Annotated in this window: 16 protein-coding genes; 12 read left to right on the top strand and 4 right to left on the bottom strand. The window is 57.8% G+C overall.

Going from position 1 to position 20,206, the window contains the following annotated elements; all coding sequences use genetic code 11:
- The first annotated feature begins 155 nt into the window (after nt 1–155).
- Together AC0ZWN_RS07785 and AC0ZWN_RS07780 are read left to right on the top strand one after the other, a co-directional pair.
- Nucleotides 156–1,802, top strand: coding sequence for a phospholipase D-like domain-containing protein (locus AC0ZWN_RS07785; protein WP_476334619.1), 1,647 nt, complete (start codon nt 156–158; stop codon nt 1,800–1,802).
- Nucleotides 1,803–2,112: 310 nt separating this feature from the next.
- Complete coding sequence (locus tag AC0ZWN_RS07780) at nt 2,113–3,672, top strand: TerC family protein (protein ID WP_476334618.1); 1,560 nt, start codon at nt 2,113–2,115, stop codon at nt 3,670–3,672.
- A gap of 245 nt (nt 3,673–3,917) precedes the next feature.
- Here the strand turns inward: AC0ZWN_RS07780 and AC0ZWN_RS07775 are convergent, their stop codons facing one another.
- Both AC0ZWN_RS07775 and AC0ZWN_RS07770 read right to left on the bottom strand, forming a co-directional pair.
- The gene (locus AC0ZWN_RS07775; RefSeq protein WP_476334617.1) at nt 3,918–4,355 is read right to left on the bottom strand and encodes a thioredoxin family protein; all 438 of its coding nucleotides are present in this window, start codon (nt 4,353–4,355) and stop codon (nt 3,918–3,920) included.
- A gap of 83 nt (nt 4,356–4,438) precedes the next feature.
- Entirely contained in the window at nt 4,439–4,843 is a 405-nt protein-coding gene (locus AC0ZWN_RS07770; RefSeq protein WP_476334616.1) for a hypothetical protein, read from the bottom strand.
- A 424-nt stretch (nt 4,844–5,267) separates the two neighbouring features.
- Here AC0ZWN_RS07770 and AC0ZWN_RS07765 point away from each other — a divergent pair, with 424 nt between their 5' ends.
- The 8 genes from AC0ZWN_RS07765 to AC0ZWN_RS07730 all read left to right on the top strand — a co-directional run bounded on the left by AC0ZWN_RS07765 (nt 5,268) and on the right by AC0ZWN_RS07730 (nt 12,108).
- Nucleotides 5,268–6,116, top strand: a complete 849-nt coding sequence (locus AC0ZWN_RS07765; RefSeq protein ID WP_476334615.1) for a transporter substrate-binding domain-containing protein — start codon at nt 5,268–5,270, stop codon at nt 6,114–6,116.
- Nucleotides 6,117–6,167: 51 nt separating this feature from the next.
- Entirely contained in the window at nt 6,168–6,830 is a 663-nt protein-coding gene (locus tag AC0ZWN_RS07760; RefSeq protein WP_003225455.1) for an amino acid ABC transporter permease, read from the top strand.
- A 9-nt stretch (nt 6,831–6,839) separates the two neighbouring features.
- Complete coding sequence (locus AC0ZWN_RS07755; protein ID WP_095047813.1) at nt 6,840–7,502, top strand: amino acid ABC transporter permease; 663 nt, start codon at nt 6,840–6,842, stop codon at nt 7,500–7,502.
- A complete protein-coding gene (locus AC0ZWN_RS07750; protein WP_093430931.1) occupies nt 7,499–8,290 on the top strand; it encodes an amino acid ABC transporter ATP-binding protein in 792 nt (263 codons plus the stop codon). The genes AC0ZWN_RS07755 and AC0ZWN_RS07750 overlap by 4 nt, the downstream gene beginning before the upstream one ends.
- A 30-nt stretch (nt 8,291–8,320) precedes the next feature.
- The gene (locus AC0ZWN_RS07745) at nt 8,321–8,710 is read left to right on the top strand and encodes a RidA family protein (protein ID WP_003225452.1); all 390 of its coding nucleotides are present in this window, start codon (nt 8,321–8,323) and stop codon (nt 8,708–8,710) included.
- Between the two features lie 309 nt (nt 8,711–9,019).
- Nucleotides 9,020–9,784 carry an IclR family transcriptional regulator gene (locus tag AC0ZWN_RS07740; RefSeq protein WP_476334641.1) on the top strand — a complete coding sequence of 255 codons (765 nt, stop codon included), beginning with the start codon at nt 9,020–9,022 and terminating at the stop codon, nt 9,782–9,784.
- A gap of 39 nt (nt 9,785–9,823) precedes the next feature.
- Nucleotides 9,824–11,038 carry an amino acid deaminase gene (locus AC0ZWN_RS07735; protein ID WP_476334613.1) on the top strand — a complete coding sequence of 405 codons (1,215 nt, stop codon included), beginning with the start codon at nt 9,824–9,826 and terminating at the stop codon, nt 11,036–11,038.
- A gap of 131 nt (nt 11,039–11,169) precedes the next feature.
- Complete coding sequence (locus tag AC0ZWN_RS07730; protein WP_476334612.1) at nt 11,170–12,108, top strand: sugar kinase; 939 nt, start codon at nt 11,170–11,172, stop codon at nt 12,106–12,108.
- 107 nt (nt 12,109–12,215) lie between these two features.
- Here AC0ZWN_RS07730 and AC0ZWN_RS07725 read toward each other — a convergent pair whose 3' ends face one another.
- Together AC0ZWN_RS07725 and AC0ZWN_RS07720 are read right to left on the bottom strand one after the other, a co-directional pair.
- Nucleotides 12,216–12,491 carry a peptidylprolyl isomerase gene (locus AC0ZWN_RS07725; RefSeq protein ID WP_007912322.1) on the bottom strand — a complete coding sequence of 92 codons (276 nt, stop codon included), beginning with the start codon at nt 12,489–12,491 and terminating at the stop codon, nt 12,216–12,218.
- A gap of 51 nt (nt 12,492–12,542) precedes the next feature.
- Entirely contained in the window at nt 12,543–15,080 is a 2,538-nt protein-coding gene (locus tag AC0ZWN_RS07720; protein WP_476334610.1) for a hybrid sensor histidine kinase/response regulator, read from the bottom strand.
- Nucleotides 15,081–15,193: 113 nt separating this feature from the next.
- On the opposite strand from AC0ZWN_RS07720, the gene AC0ZWN_RS07715 reads away from it, so the two are divergent.
- Together AC0ZWN_RS07715 and AC0ZWN_RS07710 are read left to right on the top strand one after the other, a co-directional pair.
- Nucleotides 15,194–16,303 carry a PilT/PilU family type 4a pilus ATPase gene (locus AC0ZWN_RS07715; protein WP_460100207.1) on the top strand — a complete coding sequence of 370 codons (1,110 nt, stop codon included), beginning with the start codon at nt 15,194–15,196 and terminating at the stop codon, nt 16,301–16,303.
- A gap of 133 nt (nt 16,304–16,436) precedes the next feature.
- Nucleotides 16,437–20,201, top strand: a complete 3,765-nt coding sequence (locus tag AC0ZWN_RS07710; RefSeq protein WP_476334609.1) for a hypothetical protein — start codon at nt 16,437–16,439, stop codon at nt 20,199–20,201.
- Nucleotides 20,202–20,206: the final 5 nt, after the last annotated feature.

Here is a 20,206-nt window from a genome sequence, read left to right as displayed (position 1 = left end):
GGCCTCATCGCGAGCAGGCTCACTCCTACAGGGGAACGCATTCCAAATGTAGGAGTGAGCCTGCTCGCGATTGCATCGACCCGGTCTAGAGCCGAACACTCAAAACCCGCATCACTGCTCTATGCTGCCCCCAGCCCAATCACAAGGAGTGAGCGATGCGCGTTCTGGTCAAAAACCCTCAAGACGACTTCCGCGTCAAAGCCTACGCCGGCACCAACGGCGTGCTGCTGGCCATGGACCTCGCCGAGTCCCGGCGCCAAGGCCTGCTCGGGTTTGCCATCGAAAAGCAGCAGGGCGCCAAACCCTGGTTGTTCCTGTTCAACAGCCTGACCTTCCCGAATAAGGCTCACACCTTTCCCCAGTTCCACGCCACCCCAAGCGATAAAGCCCCGCTGCAGAAATTTCGCTGGGCCGATTACGCGGTCAATCCGGGCATGACCCTTCACTATCGCGTGCATCTGGCCTACGGCACTGCGGATGCCGTGCAGTTGGGTGAGTCGCTGGAACTGACGATCACCTCCGATGACGGTCACCCGAGCAATCAAAGCGTGATATTCAACCGTGCGGTCGCCGCCAGTCAGGCATTCCAGCGCAAGTTTCCCGATCTCGACGCGCAGATCAGCGCCAACAAAAACATGCCCATCGAAGCCTGGCCCGATGCCGCGCGACAGTGGCTGGAAAACGGTTTGCTCGGGCGTTTGCTGGGGTTTATCGAGCGTGCGGTCGATGGTCAGTGGGCGCTGGACATCGCGATTTACGAGTATCAGTTGCAGGCAATCGTCGATGCGGTCAACGCGGCGTTCACGCGAGGCGTACAGGTGCGGGTGCTGTATCACGCCCGGCCCGATGATGAAGACACCACGCTCAACGAAGCGAGCCTGGCGGCACTGCCTCCTACGAGCAAACGCGGGCGGGTGACCCACAACATCTTTCACAATAAATTCATGGTTCTGAGCCGCGTCGATGCCAGCGGCACTCATCAGCCTGAAGCGGTTTTGTGTGGCAGCACCAATTTCACCGCCAACGGGGTTTATCGTCAGGCCAACGTGGTGCATGTGCTGGACGATGCATCGATTGTCGCCAGTTATCTGCAAACATTCGAGCAGATCTGGGCGCAGCCGGATGATATCGGCGTTACCCGTGACTGGATTACTGAACACAACCCGATGGATCCGCAGCAACCTGTGTTCGCCGGGTTCTCGCCGCGCACCGGCGGGGCCGATCTGCAGGCGTTCGTGCAGATCATCAGCGCGGCGAAAAAGGACGTGCTGTTCGTCACCGCGTTCTCGCTGCCGGACGCGATTCTTAACGCGTTACTCGGCCAGCCCCACGACGATGTTTTGCGTTATGGCCTGCAGAACACTGCCAGCCGAATCACCGGTTTTCACGCCGACCGCAGCGCCGAATTCGCCGCCACCGCATTGCTCAACACCGGGCTGGAAGGCTGGCTGCGCGAGAACATGAAAGGCCAGAAAGGCAATCTGCTGGTGCACACCAAAGCCGTGGTCACCGACTTCACCACGGACACACCAACGATCATCAGCGGCAGCCACAACCTCAGCGTTTCGGCGAGTAATGGCAACGATGAAAACTACCTGATCATTCGCGGCGACACCGATCTGGCAGATCGTTACGGGCTGGAGCTGCTGCGGTTTTATGAGCATTACCGCTTTCGTTATTTCGCCAAGAAGCTGGCGTTGAAGCAGGTGAGTCCGTTGGCGGTGGATGACCATTGGACGAATGACTATTACATCGAAGGGGATTTGCGGCAGTTGTCCCGCCTACGCTTCGCTGGCCGCTGACATTGCCCCTGCGGCAGCTCCTACGGGGGAATCTGGAGCGCTGTTACAAATTTAGAAATGATTTGCCGCTGTAGGAAATGTTCCCAAAGCCTGTACGCTCCAAGGCCATTTTTCATTCAGGATTTGCATGAACACCCTCTCGGAGCCTCCCAGTCGCACCTTCCCCTCGCGCCATGGCGCGGTCTTGACCCACTCGCAGCATCCGGTTTTCCGACATCCGACTATCGTTGCTAACGCGGCCCCAGAGCCTTCGCGTTGCGCTTTGCCGTGTCCGGCAGCCTGAATTCATCGAGAGAGATAGAGACGTTTTATGGAATGGTTAGCGGATCCCACAGCCTGGCTGGGCTTGTTGACATTGATCGTGCTGGAACTGGTGCTGGGTATCGACAACCTGGTGTTCATCGCAATTCTGGCAGACAAGCTGCCACCGCATCAGCGTGACCGCGCGCGGATTATTGGCCTGTCGCTGGCGCTGATCATGCGCCTTGGCCTGTTGGCGAGTATTTCCTGGCTGGTCACCCTCACACAGCCATTGTTCGAGGTGTTCGACAAGAGTTTCTCTGGTCGCGACCTGATCATGTTGTTCGGTGGTGTGTTCCTGCTGTTCAAAGCGACGATGGAGTTGCATGAGCGATTGGAAGGCCACGTTGGCGAACGCTCGAGCAACACCGCCTATGCGCTGTTCTGGCCGATCGTTGCGCAAATTGTGGTGCTCGACGCGGTGTTCTCGCTGGATGCGGTGATCACGGCCGTCGGCATGGTCGATGAACTGGCGGTGATGATGATCGCGGTGATCATCTCGATTGGCTTGATGATTGTCGCCAGCAAACCGCTGACGCGCTTCGTCAACGCGCACCCGACGGTGATCATGCTGTGTCTGGGCTTCCTGATGATGATTGGTTTTGCCCTGACGGCCGAAGGTCTGGGCTTCCACATTCCGAAAGGTTATCTGTACGCCGCCATTGGCTTCTCGATTTTGATCGAGGTGTTCAACCAGATCGCCCGGGCTCGGCGCAAGCGTTCGATGCAGGGTTTGCGGCCGATCCGCGAGCGCACGGCTCACGCGGTCATGCGCTTGCTGGGTGGGCGTAAACTGGCGGCTGAAGAGGTCGGCGAGGAAATTTCCGACCTGCTCGACGACGGTGACGCGTCAAGCGCGGAACTGTTCGACCGTCGCGAACGGGTGATGATCAGCGGCGTGCTGCAACTGGCCGAACGCCCGATTCGCGGGCTGATGACCGTGCGCGCCGATGTCGACACGCTTGATCTGGCCGATGATCGTGAAGCGATTCGGACTCGCTTGATGCACTCGTCCTACTCGCGTCTGCCGTTGATTCGTAACGGTGCGGTGGATGAGCCGTTGGGCTTCGTGCACAAGAAAGAATTGCTCAAGGAGTACCTGGCCGGCGCCGAGCCGAACCTGGAACACCTGGCGCGCAAGACCATCAATTTGCTCGACAGCTATTCGATCCTCAACGCGCTGGAGCAAATGCGCGCCGCCTCGACGCACATTGCTTTTGTGGTCAACGAGTTCGGTGATTTCGTTGGTGTATTGACCATGACCGACATCCTCGAATCGATTGCCGGTGAGTTGCCCGATGCCAGCGAAATCGAAGGCCCGGATGTGGTCGAGGAGCAGGGCGGGTTTATCGTCAGTGGTGCGTTGAACCTGTCGCGAGTGCGCCAACGCACCGGGTTTGGTGCGCAGCCGACCGAGGACTATCAGACGATGGCCGGGCTGGTCATGAGCCTTCTTGATCGTCTCCCGGTCATTGGTGATCGTCTGGAACTTGAAGGCTGGCAGATGACGGTCAAAGCGGTGGAAGAGCGGCGGGTGACGCGGGTGCTTTTGGAGCGCGCGCCAGCGTAATCCTTGAGTTCTCTACTAACTGTGCCGGCCTCTTCGCGAGCAGGCTCGCTCCCACTGGAACGCGTTTCAAATGTGGGAGCGAGCCTGCTCGCGAATGCTTGGGCTCAGGCACCGCAGTATTCACTGATGAAAAGTGTAGCGATCCTTCCCGATATGCTTTGACGCAAACAACGCCCCTTACGCCTTGAGCGCCGCCTGATTCAGCGAATCGCAATCCTCGACCCGGGTCTCACCGATACTGGTTGTCACCGGTCGAGGAATTTCCGCAGGCGAGCACGTGCAACAGTGCGCAGAGTACGAAGTGTCTGACGCAGCCAAGGCAGATCATGCGTTTGTTTGCGGACGGCAACGGGTGCTTTGGTCTTGCCGATATGCTCGGCGAAATCCCGTGCGAGGGTTTCTTCGGTGCCGATGCCTTTGAGTTTTTTCACCAGTCTACCGTTCTTGTAAAACAGCACGGTGGGCGTGCCGGTGACCAGCGGATGGCGCGGGGACTCGCTGGTATTGAGCATGTAGATATTGGCGCGATATCGGTATGGCTCGGCCGTCTGGCGAAAAATCGGTCCGGCCCATTCGCAGGCGGGGCAGTGTTCGTTGGCGAAATACAGAATCACCGGGCGCCAGGTTTTCAGCGTTTTTCGATAGGTGGCCGGCAAGGCTGCGAAAGGGGTTGTCGAGTTCATTGGAAACTCCCTTTTCGGAATGCAGTGGTTCACGGAAAAAGCGAGCCGTCACGAGATGAAAGCTCGCTTTCAAGAGTATTGGCTCAGAGCAACTTGGATAGCGTTAAATCGCTGAAATAAGAGCCAAGTTCATGAAACGTACCGTCATTTGACTCTGCCTTCACCGTGAATTTGAGTGTCGCAAGAGGTGCTTCGAACTCTTTGAACTTGATCGTCCAGTTCTGACCTCCAGAGACGTCAAGTTCAACCGGGTTGCCTGTCGGAAGTGGTTGCACAGTGACGCGGCCAGCATAGCCAGGCAGTGTTTTCATTCTTGCCGAGATCATGAATTTACCGCCGCCCTCGCTACCCAAGAGAACGTCCTGACTAATGGAGTCAGGAGTCGCGATTATGCAGTGACCATTCACATAACTGACGTTTTCTTTATTTGTTGCGGTCCAGTGGTCGCCTTGATTGGCAAAATCACCATTTTTAATCAGATTGGCCATTTCAAAAGTCCTTATTGAGATTCTAACTTCGGTTCCTGACCCGTTCGGTCCAAACCAGTAGGCCTATCAATCCACCGGTCAACAACTGTCAACTCTGACAGGTTCAGCCGCAAATCCGATGAACGGTCACCTGTGCTCAGTTCATTTTTCAAGACCGATTCATTGCTCTATGTGTGCATCAATTGGTCGCGCACATGCCCTTGAATGTGACGTTACTTCCCAATTGGTTGCCCTCAGTAGCGATGGTCAAACTTCTACTGGCAATAGTCGCGTGTAGATACGCGGGCTAACTTGTTGAACCGATTAATGTTTCCGAGGACCTGGGTTTTATTGCCAAAGCTATGGCACACTTTCTGCTGTCTATTCCGTAGTAACAAACCGTGTTCCGGTATAGCGGAATAAACACCATCCTGGAGTGCTTGCCATGCATCGCCGTCCTTCGTTGTTCAAAGCGTGTGTTTTTGTTCTTGTGGCTTCGTCCGCTGTCATGGGTATGGCCCAGGCAGCCGACAGCAAGCTCGACAGTGTTCTGGCCCGTGGCAAGTTGATCGTGGGCACTGGCAGCACCAATGCGCCGTGGCACTTTCAGGGCGCGGACGGCAAGTTGCAGGGTTTTGATATCGACATCGCCAGGATGGTGGCCAAAGGTCTGTTCAACGACCCGAGCAAGGTCGAATTCGTCGTGCAGTCGTCCGATGCGCGGATTCCCAACCTGCTCACCGACAAGGTCGACATGAGTTGCCAGTTCATCACCGTCACCGCTAGCCGTGCGCAGCAAGTGGCGTTCACCCTGCCGTACTACCGCGAAGGCGTCGGCCTGCTGCTGCCGAACAACAGCAAGTACAAGGAAATCGAAGACCTGCAAGCCGCCGGCGACGGCGTCACCGTGGCCGTGCTGCAAAACGTCTATGCCGAAGAGCTGGTGCATCAAGCCCTGCCCAAAGCCAAGGTCGATCAGTACGACAGCGTCGACCTGATGTACCAGGCCGTGAACTCCGGCCGCGCCGATGCCGCCGCCACTGACCAGTCTTCGGTCAAATACCTGATGGTGCAGAACCCTGGCCGCTATCGCAGCCCAAGCTACGCATGGAGTCCGCAAACCTACGCGTGTGCTGTGAAACGCGGCGATCAGGATTGGCTGAACTTCGTTAACACCGCACTGCATGAAGCGATGACCGGCGTTGAATTCCCAACCTACGCGGCGTCGTTCAAACAATGGTTCGGCGTTGACCTGCCGTCGCCTGCGATCGGTTTCCCTGTCGAATTCAAATGATCCCGTGAGAGTGGGGCGATTAAAGTCGCCCCGCTCAAGGTACTGCTGACCATGAACTATCAGTTGAACTTTGCCGCCGTGTGGCGCGATTTCGACACCTTGCTGGCGGGGCTCGGTCTGGGCCTTGAACTGGCCTTGGTGTCGATCGCCATCGGCTGCGTGATCGGCCTGCTGATGGCGTTCGCCTTGCTCTCGAAGCATCGCGCCTTGCGCGTGCTGGCCTCGGTGTACGTCACGGTGGTGCGTAACACGCCGATTCTGGTGTTGATTCTGTTGATCTACTTTGCCTTGCCGAGTCTCGGGATTCGTCTGGACAAGATCCCGTCGTTCATCATCACGCTGTCGTTGTATGCCGGGGCGTACCTGACCGAAGTGTTCCGTGGCGGTTTGCTGAGTATCCCCAAAGGCCAGCGCGAGGCCGGACTGGCTATTGGTCTCGGCGAGTGGCAGGTCAAGGCCTACGTCACCGTGCCGGTAATGCTGCGCAATGTGCTGCCGGCGCTGTCGAACAATTTCATTTCGCTGTTCAAGGACACCTCGCTGGCCGCCGCAATTGCGGTGCCGGAGCTGACCTATTACGCGCGCAAGATCAACGTCGAGAGCTACCGGGTGATTGAAACCTGGCTGGTGACCACGGCGTTGTATGTCGCGGCCTGTTACCTCATTGCCATGTTGCTGCGTTACCTCGAGCAGCGTCTGGCGATCCGCCGATAGGAGGCTGCGATGTACGAATCTCCCAGTTGGTTACATGAATTGTGGGTCGCGCGTGAGCCGTTGTGGCAGGGCTTTCTGACCAGCGTGCAAGTGTCGGCGCTGGCGATTCTGCTCGGCACGATGCTCGGCGTGGTCACCGGTCTGGTGCTGACCTACGGCAAATTCTGGATGCGCGCGCCGTTTCGTTTTTACGTCGACCTGATTCGTGGCACGCCGGTGTTTGTGTTGGTGCTGGCCTGCTTCTACATGGCGCCGGCACTCGGTTGGCAAATCAGCGCATTTCAGGCCGGGGCCTTGGGCCTGACGCTGTTTTGCGGTTCCCACGTCGCCGAGATTGTTCGCGGTGCATTGCAAGCCTTGCCGCGCGGGCAGATGGAAGCGAGCAAGGCCATCGGCCTGACGTTCTACCAATCGCTCGGCTACGTGCTATTGCCTCAGGCGCTGCGGCAGATCCTGCCGACCTGGGTCAACTCGTCCACCGAAATCGTCAAGGCGTCGACCTTGCTCTCGGTGATCGGCGTCGCCGAATTGCTCCTCAGCACCCAACAGATCATCGCCCGGAACTTCATGACCCTGGAGTTTTACCTGTTCGCCGGTTTTCTGTTCTTCGTCATCAACTACGGCATCGAATTACTCGGCCGGCACATTGAAAAGCGGGTGGCCTTGCCATGACTCAAGCTCAAGTTTCCCCACAGAATCAGGCGTTGCTGGACATCCGCGGCCTGCACAAACAGTACGGCGCAGTCGAAGTGCTCAAAGGTGTCGATCTGAGCATGCAGCGCGGCAACGTGGTCACGCTGATCGGCTCCAGCGGCTCGGGTAAAACCACGCTGCTGCGTTGCGTGAACATGCTCGAAGAATTCCAGGGTGGGCAGATCCTGCTCGACGGTGAATCCATCGGCTATGACGAGGTCAACGGCAAGCGTGTGCGGCATGCGGAAAAACTCATCGCCCGTCATCGTGCGATGACCGGCATGGCGTTCCAGCAATTCAACCTGTTCCCGCATTTGACCGCATTGCAGAACGTCACCCTGGGCCTGCTCAAGGTGAAGAAAATGCATAAGGATGAAGCCGTGGCGCTCGCCGAGAAATGGCTGGAGCGCGTCGGCTTGCTGGAGCGGCGCAATCACTTTCCCGGTCAGTTGTCCGGCGGTCAGCAACAGCGCGTGGCGATTGCCCGGGCGATTGCGATGAACCCGAGCCTGATGCTCTTCGATGAGGTCACTTCGGCACTCGACCCGGAGCTGGTCGGCGAAGTGCTCAACGTGATCAAGGGCCTGGCCGAAGACGGCATGACCATGCTGCTGGTGACTCACGAAATGCGTTTTGCCTTTGAGGTCTCGGACAAGATCGTTTTCATGAATCAGGGGCGGATCGAAGAGCAGGGGCCTCCCAAGGAACTGTTCGAACGCCCGCAATCGCCGCGTCTGGCTGAGTTTCTGAAAAATACGCGGTTTTAATCTTACGTTTTCACATCAGGAGAAACACCCATGAGCATTACGCGTTACGGCACCGGCAGCACCGCCGCTGGCGGCCAGCCACGTCCCTTCGCTCGCGCCGTTGAAGCGGATGGCTGGCTGCATGTGTCCGGCCAGGTACCGGCGGTGGATGGCGAGATTATTGTCGGCGGTATCGTCGAGCAGACCCATCAGACCATGAAAAACCTGATCGCGATTCTCGAAGAGGCCGGGTATGGCCTCGAAGACGTGGTGCGCGCGGGCGTGTGGCTGGATGATCCGCGGGATTTCAGCAGTTTCAACAAGGTCTTTGGCGAGTACTTCAAGCCTGAGCACGCACCGGCGCGCGCCTGTGTGCAGGCGAGCATGATGGTGGATTGCAAGGTCGAGATCGACTGCATCGCCTACAAGAAAAAGCCTTGAACATTGCTGCGTTGCTTAGGCCGCAACCCCTCACCCTAACCCTCTCCCAAGGGAGAGGGGACTGATCTGTATCGATGCGGATTTTGCGTATGACGCTTACATTTACATCGATACGGTCAGGCTCTTTCTCTCTGGCAGAGGAGACTGATCGCTGTCGATGCAGATTTTGGCAAATGACCACAACATGTGCATCGATCCAGTCAGGCTCCCTCTCCCTCTGGGAGAGGGCGGGGGGTGAGGGCAGCAATCCAACTGACACAACACCAAGGGCCAGTTACCATCCGGCGACTTTGAATGGGAACCACTGAAATGACCGAAGACACCATCAAGCGCCGGGCTCGCGGTCTGGACCGGGCGTTCGATATTCTCGATTTCCTCAAGGAGATCGGCCAGCCGCTGCGCCCGAATGACATCGCCAACGGCATCGGCAGCCCGAAATCCACGGTCTACGAACTGGTTGCATCGTTGCTGGAGCGGCGAATTCTGGAGCCGGTGGGCAAGGACGGTCACGTCTACCTGGGCCGGCAGCTGTACTTCCTCGGTCAGGCGCATTTGCGTCATTTCGACCTCAGCCGCGAGGCCGATCACGCCTTGCAGGAGATCGTCAGCCAGACCCATGAAACCGCGCAGATGTGCCTGCTCAACGGCCGTAAATACACGGTGGCACTGATGAAGGAGGGCGAGCGGCATTTCCGCATTTCCTCCGACATCGGTGAAAACGCGCCCATCCCGTGGACCGCTTCCGGGCGCCTGCTGCTTGCGCATTTAAGCGATCAACAGATCATCGACCTGATCGACGAAAACGACTTCATCCTGCCCGACGGCGAGCGCCTGCCGCTGGAGCGTTTTCTGGCGGAAATCCGTCAGGCCGGCATCGATGGTTTCTTCTCCTTCGACAGTGTTGCCGACACCTTTACCCATTGCTTCGCCGCGCCGGTCAAAGACGCGCAAGGCGTGGCCATTTGCACCTTGTGCATCGTCGCGCCACGGGCCGATGCGAAAAACAATTACAACGACTATCGCCGGGTGCTGATCGAGAGCGCCAACAGCCTCGCCCGGCGGATCAACGAATAACCGCGGCTGGCTGCAGCCGCGAATGTGAGGAGTTCGACCATGACCACTGCCATCAATACTGCTGGAGAAAAGGGCGACGCTGCCATCGGCGCGCACCTGGTACGTGACGTCAGCCTGCCGGCGCTGGTGCTGCATCGCGCAGCGCTGGAGCACAACATCCACTGGATGCAGAAATTCGTCAGCGACAGCGGCGCGGAACTGGCGCCCCACGGCAAAACCAGCATGACCCCGGCACTGTTCAAGCGTCAGCTCGACGCCGGTGCGTGGGGCATCACCCTCGCCAGCGCGACCCAGACCCGGGCGGCTTATGCCCATGGCGTGCGTCGGGTGCTGATGGCCAACCAATTGGTCGGCACGCCGAACATGGCGTTGATTGCCGACCTGCTTGCCGATCCGTCGTTCGATTTCTATTGCATGGTCGATCACCCGGACAACGTCGCTGATCTCGGGGCGTACTTCGCCTCGCGCGGGGTGAAGCTCAACGTGATGATCGAGTACGGCGTGGTCGGCGGGCGTTGCGGTTGCCGCAGTGAGCAGGAAGTCATTGAGCTGGCCAAGGCGATCAGCGCGCAACCGGCGCTGGCCCTGACCGGCATCGAAGGTTACGAAGGGGTGATCCACGGCGATCACGCCGTCAGCGGCATTCGTGAATTTGCCGCGTCGCTGGTGCGCCTGGCGGTGCAGTTGCAGGACAGCGGCGCATTCGCCATCGGCAAGCCGATCATCACCGCCTCGGGTTCGGCCTGGTATGACCTGATTGCCGAGTCGTTCGAAGCGCAGAATGCTGCTGGACGTTTCCTCAGCGTGTTGCGTCCGGGCAGCTACGTGGCGCACGACCATGGCATCTACAAAGAGGCGCAGTGCTGCGTGCTCGACCGCCGTAGTGATCTTCACGAAGGTTTGCGCCCGGCGCTGGAAGTCTGGGCGCATGTGCAGTCGCTGCCGGAGCCGGGTTTTGCGGTGATCGCACTGGGCAAGCGTGATGTCGCGTTCGATGCCGGTTTGCCGGTGCCGTTGCTGCGCTACAAGGCGGGCGTAGTGCCGGCGCTGGGCGAGGATGTCGGTGCGTGCAAGGTCACGGCGGTGATGGACCAGCACGCGTTCATGACGCTGGCGCCGGGCGTTGAGTTGCGCGTGGGCGACATCATTTCCTTTGGTACGTCGCACCCGTGCCTGACGTTCGACAAGTGGCGTGTGGGGTTGTTGGTGGATGAGCAGTTGTCGGTGATCGAGAGCATGGAGACTTGTTTCTAAAGCTTGAGACCGAGTCGCGGCCATTCGCGAGCCTGCTCGCTCCCACAGTGGAATGCATTCCAAGTGTGGGAGCGAGCTTGCTCGCGAAGGCGCCAGTCCAGACACCACCGATCAACCAGAGACAGCACAAGATGAACACCCTCAGCCCCTTGGGCCCGAACACCCCACGCATTGCCCTGATCGGCGAATGCATGATCGAACTGCAGCAACGCGCCGACGGCAGCCTGCAACAAAGCTTCGGCGGCGACACCCTGAACACCGCGGTGTATCTGTTCCGCGCCATGGGCGACAAGGCGCAGGTCGATTACGTCACCGCACTGGGCGATGACAGCTTCAGCGACGCCATGTGCCAGATCTGGACCAGCGAAGGCATCGGCCTGGATCTGGTGCAGCGTCTGCCGGGGCGTTTACCGGGCCTGTATTGCATCCAGACCGATGCCAGCGGCGAGCGGCGTTTTCTCTACTGGCGCAACGAAGCGGCAGTTCGCGACTGTTTCACCACCCCGGCCGCCGAGCCGATTCTGGCGGCGTTGCCGGATTACGATGTGCTGTATTTCAGCGGCATTACCCTGGCTGTGCTCGGTGCGTTGGGCCGGGAAAAACTTATCCAGACTTTGATCGAAGCGCGGCAGCGTGATGCGCGCATCGTCTTCGATAACAATTACCGGCCACGCCTGTGGGCCTCGGTAGAAGACGCGCGGGCGGCTTATCGCAACGTGTTGCCGTACGTTGATCTGGCGTTGCTGACGGTGGATGACGAACAGGCGCTGTTCGGTTTCGCCGATTGCGAAGCGGTGTTTGCTGCTTACGCGCAGTTCGGCACGCCGGAAGTGGTGCTCAAGCGTGGCGCCGAAGCTTGTTTGATTCAGTGTGATGGTGAAGCGTTCGAAGTGCCGGCGCAGAAGGTCGAGAAAGTGGTGGATACCACGGCGGCGGGGGATTCGTTCAGTGCGGCGTATCTGGCCAGCCGGTTGCTGGGAGAGAGTCCGGCCGAGGCTGCGCAGGCCGGACACCTGCTGGCCAGCAAGGTGATTCAAGTACCGGGTGCATTGATTCCGAAACAGGCTTGAATGGCCGCTTGCTGCGCAATCGGTTCGCGAGCAGGCTCGCTCCCACAGGGGAATGCATTCCAAATGTGGGAGCGAGCCTGCTCGCGAAGAGGCCCTGGAACCAAGCACTAATCGCGGTAAAACACCTGCACCAGGTGGTACCCGAACTTGCTCTTGATCGGCCCATGCACGGTGCGCAGCGGTTTTTTGAAAATCACCGCATCAATCGCGCCAACCATCTGCCCGGGCCGCACTTCACCCAGATCACCGCCGCGCTTGCCGGACGGGCAGGTCGAGAATTTCTTCGCCAGCACATCGAACGCTTCACCCTTGGCGATGCGTTGTTTGAGCTGTTCGGCCTCTTCGGCGGTTTTCACCAGAATGTGGCGGGCTTGGGCTTTCATCGTGCGATACCTGATAACGGGGTGACGGCGGGGCGCGGATTATGCCTCAAGTCACAGGGGTTGGCTGATCATCGTGCGGATCTTGCTGGCCAGCAGCTCAATGGCAAAGGGTTTGGCAACCATGTCCATGCCATCCTCAAGAAATCCCTGACGCTCGGCGGCTTTCTGCGCATAACCGGTCATGAACAATACCTTGAGGCCCGGCCGATGCTGGCGGGCGATCTCCGCCAGTTGCCGGCCGTTCATGCCTGGCAGGCCGACATCGGTGACCAGCAGATCGACGCGTAGATCGGACTCCAGCAGGGGCAGGGCGGTCTTGGCATCTTCGGCTTCGTGGGCCTGATAACCCAACTCCCGGAGCAGATCGAGCACCAGCATGCGCACCGCCGGGTCGTCCTCAACCACCATCACGGTTTCACCGGTCGCCCTCGCCGACGGTTGTTCAACGGCGACGATGGCCGGCCGTTCCGGTTCGACGCCATACAAGCGCGGCAGGTACAAGCGCACGCAAGTGCCCTGGCCCGGCAGGCTGTCGAGGCTGACATGACCACCCGACTGCTGGGCAAACCCATAAATCATCGACAGCCCCAGCCCGGTGCCCTGGCCGATGGGCTTGGTGGTGAAGAATGGATCGAAGGCCTTGGAACGAACCGAGGGCGTCATGCCGGTGCCGTTGTCGCTGACCGCCAGCATCAGGTAATCGCCGGCCTTGACCGGTTCGAGCGTGGTGATGTCGCTGCCGTCGAGGTAGACGTTGGCCGTTTCGATCACCAGTTCACCGCCATCGGGCATCGCATCACGGGCATTGATGACCAGGTTGAGCAGGGCGTTTTCCAGTTGGCTGACGTCGGTGCTGACCGGCCAAACGTTCTCGGCCAGACGCAGGGTCAGTTCGATCGGGTCGCCCTTGGTACGGCGGATCAGATCTTCCAGCGAATGCACCAGTTCATTGGCGTCGAGGGTTTTGCGATCCAGCGACTGGCGCCGCGAGAACGCCAGCAATCGATGGGTCAGCGCTGCCGCACGGTTGGCCGATGACACAGCGGCTTCGGTAAAACGGCCAATTTCGTCAGCCCGGCCGTTGGCGATGTAGCGCTGCATCAAATCGAGGCTGCCGATGATCCCGGTGAGCATGTTGTTGAAGTCGTGGGCGATACCGCCGGTGAGCTGGCCGACAGCCTCCATCTTCTGCGCGTGGCGCAAGGCATCTTCGGCGCGCTCGCGTTCGAACATCTCGTTCTGCAAACGCTGGTTGGCCTGGGCCAACTGTTCGGTGCGGGCGCTGACCCGTTCTTCCAGGGTTTCGTTGAGATTGCGCAAGGCTTCTTCGGTTTTCTTGCGCTCGGTCTCATCGATCACAAAGATATAGAAACCACTGATCGCGCCGTCGGCGGCGTAACGCGGCAGGTAATTCATCAGCGCGTGGCGATTGCTGCCATCGCGGTGCGGGGTATACAGGCTGAATGAGCACGGTCTGCCGGCCAGCGCCTCGGCAATGTAGGGCAGGCGCAGGAAATACGCTTCTTCACCGATGACTTCGCGAATCGTGCGCCCGTAGAGTTCCTGTGGCGTGAGGCCGTACCAGTCCAGATAGGCCGCGTTGTTGAGGCGAAAGCGCTCTTCACAGTCGACATAACTGATCAGGATCGGCATGGCGTTGATGATCAGTTGCAGTTCGGTCTGGCTTTGGCGCAACGCCTGTTCGGTGTGTTTGCGCTCGGTCAGGTCCAGCGCCGCGCCGAGAAAACGCATGGGCCGGCCATGATGATCTTTGTAGCAGCGCCCGCGGGCGAACACCCAGCGTACCTCGCCATCGCCTTGCTGCAAGCGATATTCCTCAGCGTATTCGGTGCCGTGGGTGATGCAGTGCTTGATGCTGCGCGCAATCATGGCGCGGTCTTCCGGGTGCACGCCTTGCAAGTAATCGCTGATCGGCAACCGGCCGGCGAGGCTGGGGTCGACGCCATGCAATTGGGCGAAATGCGCATCGGCGATAAAGCGGTCTTCGCCGATGTCCCAATCCCAGGTGCCGACAGCATCGGTCGCAGCCAGGGCCAGTTGCAGGCGCTCCTCGGTTTCCCGTTGGGCTTTGAGGCTTTCTTCCGAGCGTCGCTGCAGCTCCAGAGCGATGCGGCGGCGTTCGTTGGTTTCGATCGCGGTGACGAGGATTCCGGCAACTTGCGCGGTCTCATCACGAATCGGGCTATAGGTCAGATCCAGCCAGAAGTCGGATTCTCTGCCGTCTCGTTGCAGGGTGAAGCGTCTTTCGCTGTAGGTGCGAACCTGGCCCTGTAGGACGGCGCTGTAAATAGGGTCGGTAAAGTCGCGAAGTTCCGGCCAGATCTGGTGCGCAGGCTGTCCGAAAGCGTGCGGATGCTTGTGGCCGGCAAGCAGGGCGAAACCGTTGTTGTAGATCTGCGTGAGCTGCGGCCCCCACAACAACAGCATCGGCATCGGCGAGTGAATCACGATGTCCACCGCGGTGCGCAGGCTCTGCGGCCAGTTGCCGGCAGCGCCCAGGGGGCTGCGGCTCCAGTCGGTACGGGCGATCAGTGCCTGTGCGTCGTCGGTGTTCGGTACAGCATTCATTACATCAATCCTGAGCGTGGTTCGTTGAGGCGACGTCTATCATTGTTGCAGTTGATCTGCGCCAGGCGCAGGCCGTTGTCTGTTCATTGAATGCTTCGCGGGTGCTTTTTGCCATGGAAATCGATGCACTGTTGTCAATTTTGTCCAATAAAAACGGTTCGGATCTGTTCCTGTCAACGGGGGCACCGCCCAGTGCGCGTATCGACGGCGTGCTCACGGCGTTGAGCGAACGACCTTTCAAAAACGCTGAAACCGCCGCCATCGCTGCCTCCCTGATGGACGCCGAGCAACGACGGGAGTTCGACCGGGATCTGGAAATGAACCTGGCGATTTCGCGAGCGGGCATCGGGCGTTTTCGCGTCAATATCTTTAAGCAGCGCAACGATGTATCGATCGTCATTCGCAATGTCAAACTCGACATCCCGCGTTTTGCCGATCTGAAATTGCCGACAGTACTGCTCGACACCGTCATGCTCAAGCAGGGGTTGATCCTCTTTGTCGGGGCCACCGATTCGGGCAAGTCGACCTCGCTGGCCGCGCTGATCGATCACCGCAACCGCCATAGCAGTGGGCACATCATCACCATCGAGGACCCGATCGAGTACATCCATCGCCACCAGCGCTCGATCATCAATCAACGGGAAGTCGGGGTCGATACACGCAGCTTCCACGCGGCCCTGAAAAACACCCTGCGCCAGGCACCGGACGTGGTGCTGATCGGCGAAATCCGTGACCGCGAAACCATGGAACATGCCTTGGCGTTTGCCGATACCGGGCATCTGGTGCTCTCGACGTTGCACGCGCACAACGCCAATCAGGCACTGGATCGGATTATCAATATGTTCCCGGAAGAACGGCGACCGCAGTTGTTGCATACGCTGGGAAACAACCTGAAAGCATTTATCTCGCAACGCTTAGTGCGCACCGTCGATGGGCAACGCAGGGCGGCTGTCGAGGTGCTGTTGGGCACGCCAACCATCGCAGATCTGGTTCGGCGCGGACAGTTCGAGGAGCTGAAACCGATAATGGAAAAATCCCCCGAACTGGGTATGCAGACATTTGATGCGGCGCTGTACGCATTAGTCGCTGAAGGTGCAATCAGTGCACAGGAAGCTTTAAAGAATGCAGATTCGGTGAATAATCTGAAGTTACGGATGAAACTTTCTGAAGAGGCAAATGCTGGTAACGATACTGCGTCCGAAGAATGGGGTTTGATCGATTAATATTTTCTTGATTGTTTGTGTGTGGGTGCCCGGAAACAGTTATTCATGTTTTTTAGATGGATTGGTCGTATCAAAGAAAGTAGAACGTCATCGCGCTGAAGTTGTCAGCTAATTAACTTGATGAGGTTCTAATATGAATGATAAGACCCGGAATAAAACCTTCTGGTCTTCGCCTGTTGCTCTTTCCGAATGGAAGAGCAGGGATGAAGCCGATGCCGTTGAGCGTCAATTGGTTTTGGCTCAACTAGAGGGGGCGTTAAGCCAATACACGGATGATCAAAAGATCAATTGGTATGGGCATGAAGTAGAGTTGCAAACCGGATCGTCGTTGTTCGAGATCTATAATCCCGGCAGTCTTTTGCTTAATGAGTTGCTTGCTACCGGCCCGGTATTCGGTGCGATTGCCAGGGAAGGCGCAAGCGATCATGACGGACTTCTGCGTGTTACGCCCGACGGCAAGATGGAAGTCCGTGCGGTCAGGGGGTGGGTGGATCTGGTCGCGGCGCGGCACTTTGAATACAGTGTTCCGACACAATCTGCACTAACGTTGATTTCGGATATAGCAAAAGTGGCCGGTGGTTATATATGGCCTGATAACGCTATAACCCTCGATCAATGGTTCCGCTTTCATGACATAAACTTGCCCGACAACAAGGCAAAGGTCAGGAATTTGATCGATTTATTCGAGTTTGATCCGCCAGTGCCAGAGCCGGGCAACTACTGGGAGCATTTTCAAACCGAAGATCCGGCATTGGTCGTATTAAGCGAGGAACAGTTTTCAGCTATTCGTAATGCGACTGCCAAGTTGATGCCCAACAGAAAACTTCTCACGGCCCTCTACAATGTTACCGGTCGCGCCGCCGTCACACATGAACGTGCGGCTCAACGGGTCATTGAACTCGTCAATCATCCGATTGCTCTGAATCTCGCCGGTGACTACCTGAAAGAACTGGGCTGGTTCGGTGTGAACGAGGGACAGCAGGCTTCCGATGACATTCTCCGGCAATTGCTGATGACGGCGATATTGCTCGACCTTGATCCATCGATTGGTCACGGCATACAACGTAATCGCGTGGTCGGACTTGATCTGTATGCGCCGAAAAATGTTGATCGTCACCCCTCGGTCATACTTGAGGCGCTGACGGCTGTGCTGCGAACCCGACAATGGGTTGAGGCTGGTCTGGAGCCGTTGGTTGCCCACTTGCTGTTGGCACGCAACGCACCCGAGTTTCTGGTCAGGGAGATTCCCTCGTCGGTTACCTTGGGTTCGATTGGATGGATCAATTTCTGTCGCGCCGTCATGCTGGTCGAGACACTGAAAACCGGTGCGACGCGTGGCATGACCTACGCGCAGGTCATGGCGTATGGCGAGCTTGAACCGGTCAGTGAGTCGCAGAAACACAAGCGTGACCTGGCCATGATTGACCCGATCGTCGATTGGGCATTGATCAACCAGATTGTGACCGCCGCTGAACTCGAGCAGGCCGAGCAAACCACTACCCGACGTGCAATTGACGCATTCGAGCGCCACTCGGAAACGTTCGCTCAAATCGCCAAGGCATTTTCGACGCCGTTACCCGACAGAGCGAAGATTGCCCGATCCGCTTTGCAAGTCGCCGCGCCTGGTTGCGACAGCCTGGACGAAAAAGCACTGTCCGAGAAAGGCGGACAGCAAGTCATGTCGATGGTCGACTTGCATCAATCAGGTGATCTGGTCACTGGCCAGTGGGATAGACGTACCGTGCGCCTGGTCACTAACGGTGTCCTCAGGCCGGCCATCAACTACAACCCGTCCGGTGTCAGCCTTTACGCGCGTTACCCGAACCTGTTGAAGCTAGGATCCTGTGACGAGGAGATGGATCGTCAGCTGGCTGTGCATTTCGATGATTTGAACAGCGCCATGTTGTCTAGCGTAAAACTGGCTTTGGCGCAGATGCCAGAGGCGGATTTGCACGTCTTCATGAATGCCGATATTCACTTCCTGACCGTACGCGAGTCCGCCATTTATTCTAAATCGCGCGGCCTGGGCGGGCCCCTGAAAATTGATCTTGACCAGGAAACAATGCAAAGCAGAGATGCCGCCACGGGACGTTTTGGCATTGTGATGTATGCGTCTCACGAGAATGCGGACATCTGCTACGAACTGTTCACATCGCGCGCCGAGACTCGAAAAAATGACGCCTTGGCGGTTTTCATCAAGCGAGAGCGAAAACTGCGACAACGTTCAAGAATGAGTGCCAGTGCGGATCTAACGTTTCCACTGAGCATCACCGCGACGCAACTCCTGCCGCTCGATGTAAAACGCTATACCCATGCGACTGCTGAAGACTCTTCGATCACCAGCAGCATGGCCATTATCGATAATTTTGGCCTGCTGAACGCACCGCGAGCACCTTCGACGCCAAAGCCGGGGTTCTATCAAAAATTCAACGACCCGAATATCGAACGTATCGCCACGTTTCTGGTTAAAAATCGACCTTATCTGAACAAGAACGAGCTGAGAGAACTGGTACGCGTACCGACTCCGCTTGAACTTTCCAGGGAGGAGGGCGAGCGATTGCTGACTTATTTCATCGACCTGGTGGTGCCTTTCAAAAAGTGCATCGAGGATATTGCCTCGGGTGAACATGACAAGGTCGTCGACGGAGTTTACGGATGTCTGATGGATGGCATCGGCCTGGTGGGCACGGTGGCAGGAGCCACCTCCAAAGTCTTGAGCATATCGGCGAAGGCTATTTCAACCACATCCAGGGCGGCGCGTTTTACCCGATTGGCATTCACCTCGGCCGTTTCCCTTTTCAACCCGCTGGATGGGGTGCCCTCTGGCATTCAGTCGGGCGGAAAACTGGTGAATAAGGGCTTGTTGCGTTGTAGCAAAAACAGCCATGAACTGGTTGCCAGGGCCAATAGCCAATTGCACAAACTCAGTGGTCGTCGGCAGTCCTATGATTTGCTCGGTGCGTCGCAAAGTACCCATTTGGGGTTGGGTCATTGGCAACCTCGCGGCACGCCTGGCAGCGTTGTTGTTCTGGCGGCCCGCAGTGGCAACGAATGGTACGCCTTGAACCGCCGTGGCAAGTTGTGGGGTCAACCGCTGAGCGGCTTCGCCTATCAAACGCCCTTGCAGTTGCCGTATTCAACCAAGACACTTCCCGCTAGCTACACGCGCAACTTCATCGAAACAAGTCTGCCTCGCGCTCGGGCGAAGATTGACAACGCTATTGCTGTGATCAGCCGACATGAGTTCAAGCGAGACGGCGATCTGCTGATGAAAGCACTGTTCGGTAGCACGCCGCAGGTAGCGACCGATCGACTGGTGAATTATCTGCGCTTGATTCGCTTTGATTTCGCTGGCTTCTCGGTGAGCAACACGCTTCTCGATGCAGTGAAGCATAACGAGACACTCGCCTCTTTTGATGTGAACAACTACAAGCGATGGAAAAGTGCCAGCTCCAACGACGCATCGGGTATTGCGTTTATCGAGATTTATACTCAAAACCTGAACAAACACTTCGTCAATCTGGGCTTCAACCATGACGTGGTGGCCGATGACCTGATCCATGAACTGTTCCATGGCAGTGCGCAGACCGTGGATGTCGGCTACGCCACGGACACAGAGCATGCAAGCCACAGCGGGCAGCGACTGGATGTAGCGCAATTGCTGAATCTTGCGTCCGGCAACCTCCCTGTCGCGGACTCGATCGCTGGCAATCATGCGGTATCCAAGGCCTTTGAGAATGCCGACTCGCTGGCAATTGCCACTTCGTTACTGAGTCAAATGGCTACGGACAAAACGACATTCGACCGCAACATGACGATCATTCGCAGGGCACTCGATGCCAGTGGCGGTAGAGCGATTGGTCAGCCGGTTGTGATTACGCTGAACAAACCCCGCTGACGCCA

The organism is Pseudomonas sp. 3B-A001-10F (assembly GCF_056313565.1).
The sequence above is the reverse complement of the archived record's forward strand: the minus strand, read 5'-3'. Positions and strand labels throughout refer to the sequence as shown.

Bases quoted from the DNA above. Each gene is read 5' to 3' on its own strand.
- AC0ZWN_RS07785 (WP_476334619.1), top strand. From the start codon at position 156: ATGCGCGTTCTGGTCAAAAACCCTCAAGACGACTTCCGCGTCAAAGCC.
- AC0ZWN_RS07780 (WP_476334618.1), top strand. From the start codon at position 2,113: ATGGAATGGTTAGCGGATCCCACAGCCTGGCTGGGCTTGTTGACATTG.
- AC0ZWN_RS07775 (WP_476334617.1), bottom strand. From the start codon at position 4,355: ATGAACTCGACAACCCCTTTCGCAGCCTTGCCGGCCACCTATCGAAAA.
- AC0ZWN_RS07770 (WP_476334616.1), bottom strand. From the start codon at position 4,843: ATGGCCAATCTGATTAAAAATGGTGATTTTGCCAATCAAGGCGACCAC.
- AC0ZWN_RS07765 (WP_476334615.1), top strand. From the start codon at position 5,268: ATGCATCGCCGTCCTTCGTTGTTCAAAGCGTGTGTTTTTGTTCTTGTG.
- AC0ZWN_RS07760 (WP_003225455.1), top strand. From the start codon at position 6,168: ATGAACTATCAGTTGAACTTTGCCGCCGTGTGGCGCGATTTCGACACC.
- AC0ZWN_RS07755 (WP_095047813.1), top strand. From the start codon at position 6,840: ATGTACGAATCTCCCAGTTGGTTACATGAATTGTGGGTCGCGCGTGAG.
- AC0ZWN_RS07750 (WP_093430931.1), top strand. From the start codon at position 7,499: ATGACTCAAGCTCAAGTTTCCCCACAGAATCAGGCGTTGCTGGACATC.
- AC0ZWN_RS07745 (WP_003225452.1), top strand. From the start codon at position 8,321: ATGAGCATTACGCGTTACGGCACCGGCAGCACCGCCGCTGGCGGCCAG.
- AC0ZWN_RS07740 (WP_476334641.1), top strand. From the start codon at position 9,020: ATGACCGAAGACACCATCAAGCGCCGGGCTCGCGGTCTGGACCGGGCG.
- AC0ZWN_RS07735 (WP_476334613.1), top strand. From the start codon at position 9,824: ATGACCACTGCCATCAATACTGCTGGAGAAAAGGGCGACGCTGCCATC.
- AC0ZWN_RS07730 (WP_476334612.1), top strand. From the start codon at position 11,170: ATGAACACCCTCAGCCCCTTGGGCCCGAACACCCCACGCATTGCCCTG.
- AC0ZWN_RS07725 (WP_007912322.1), bottom strand. From the start codon at position 12,491: ATGAAAGCCCAAGCCCGCCACATTCTGGTGAAAACCGCCGAAGAGGCC.
- AC0ZWN_RS07720 (WP_476334610.1), bottom strand. From the start codon at position 15,080: ATGAATGCTGTACCGAACACCGACGACGCACAGGCACTGATCGCCCGT.
- AC0ZWN_RS07715 (WP_460100207.1), top strand. From the start codon at position 15,194: ATGGAAATCGATGCACTGTTGTCAATTTTGTCCAATAAAAACGGTTCG.
- AC0ZWN_RS07710 (WP_476334609.1), top strand. From the start codon at position 16,437: ATGAATGATAAGACCCGGAATAAAACCTTCTGGTCTTCGCCTGTTGCT.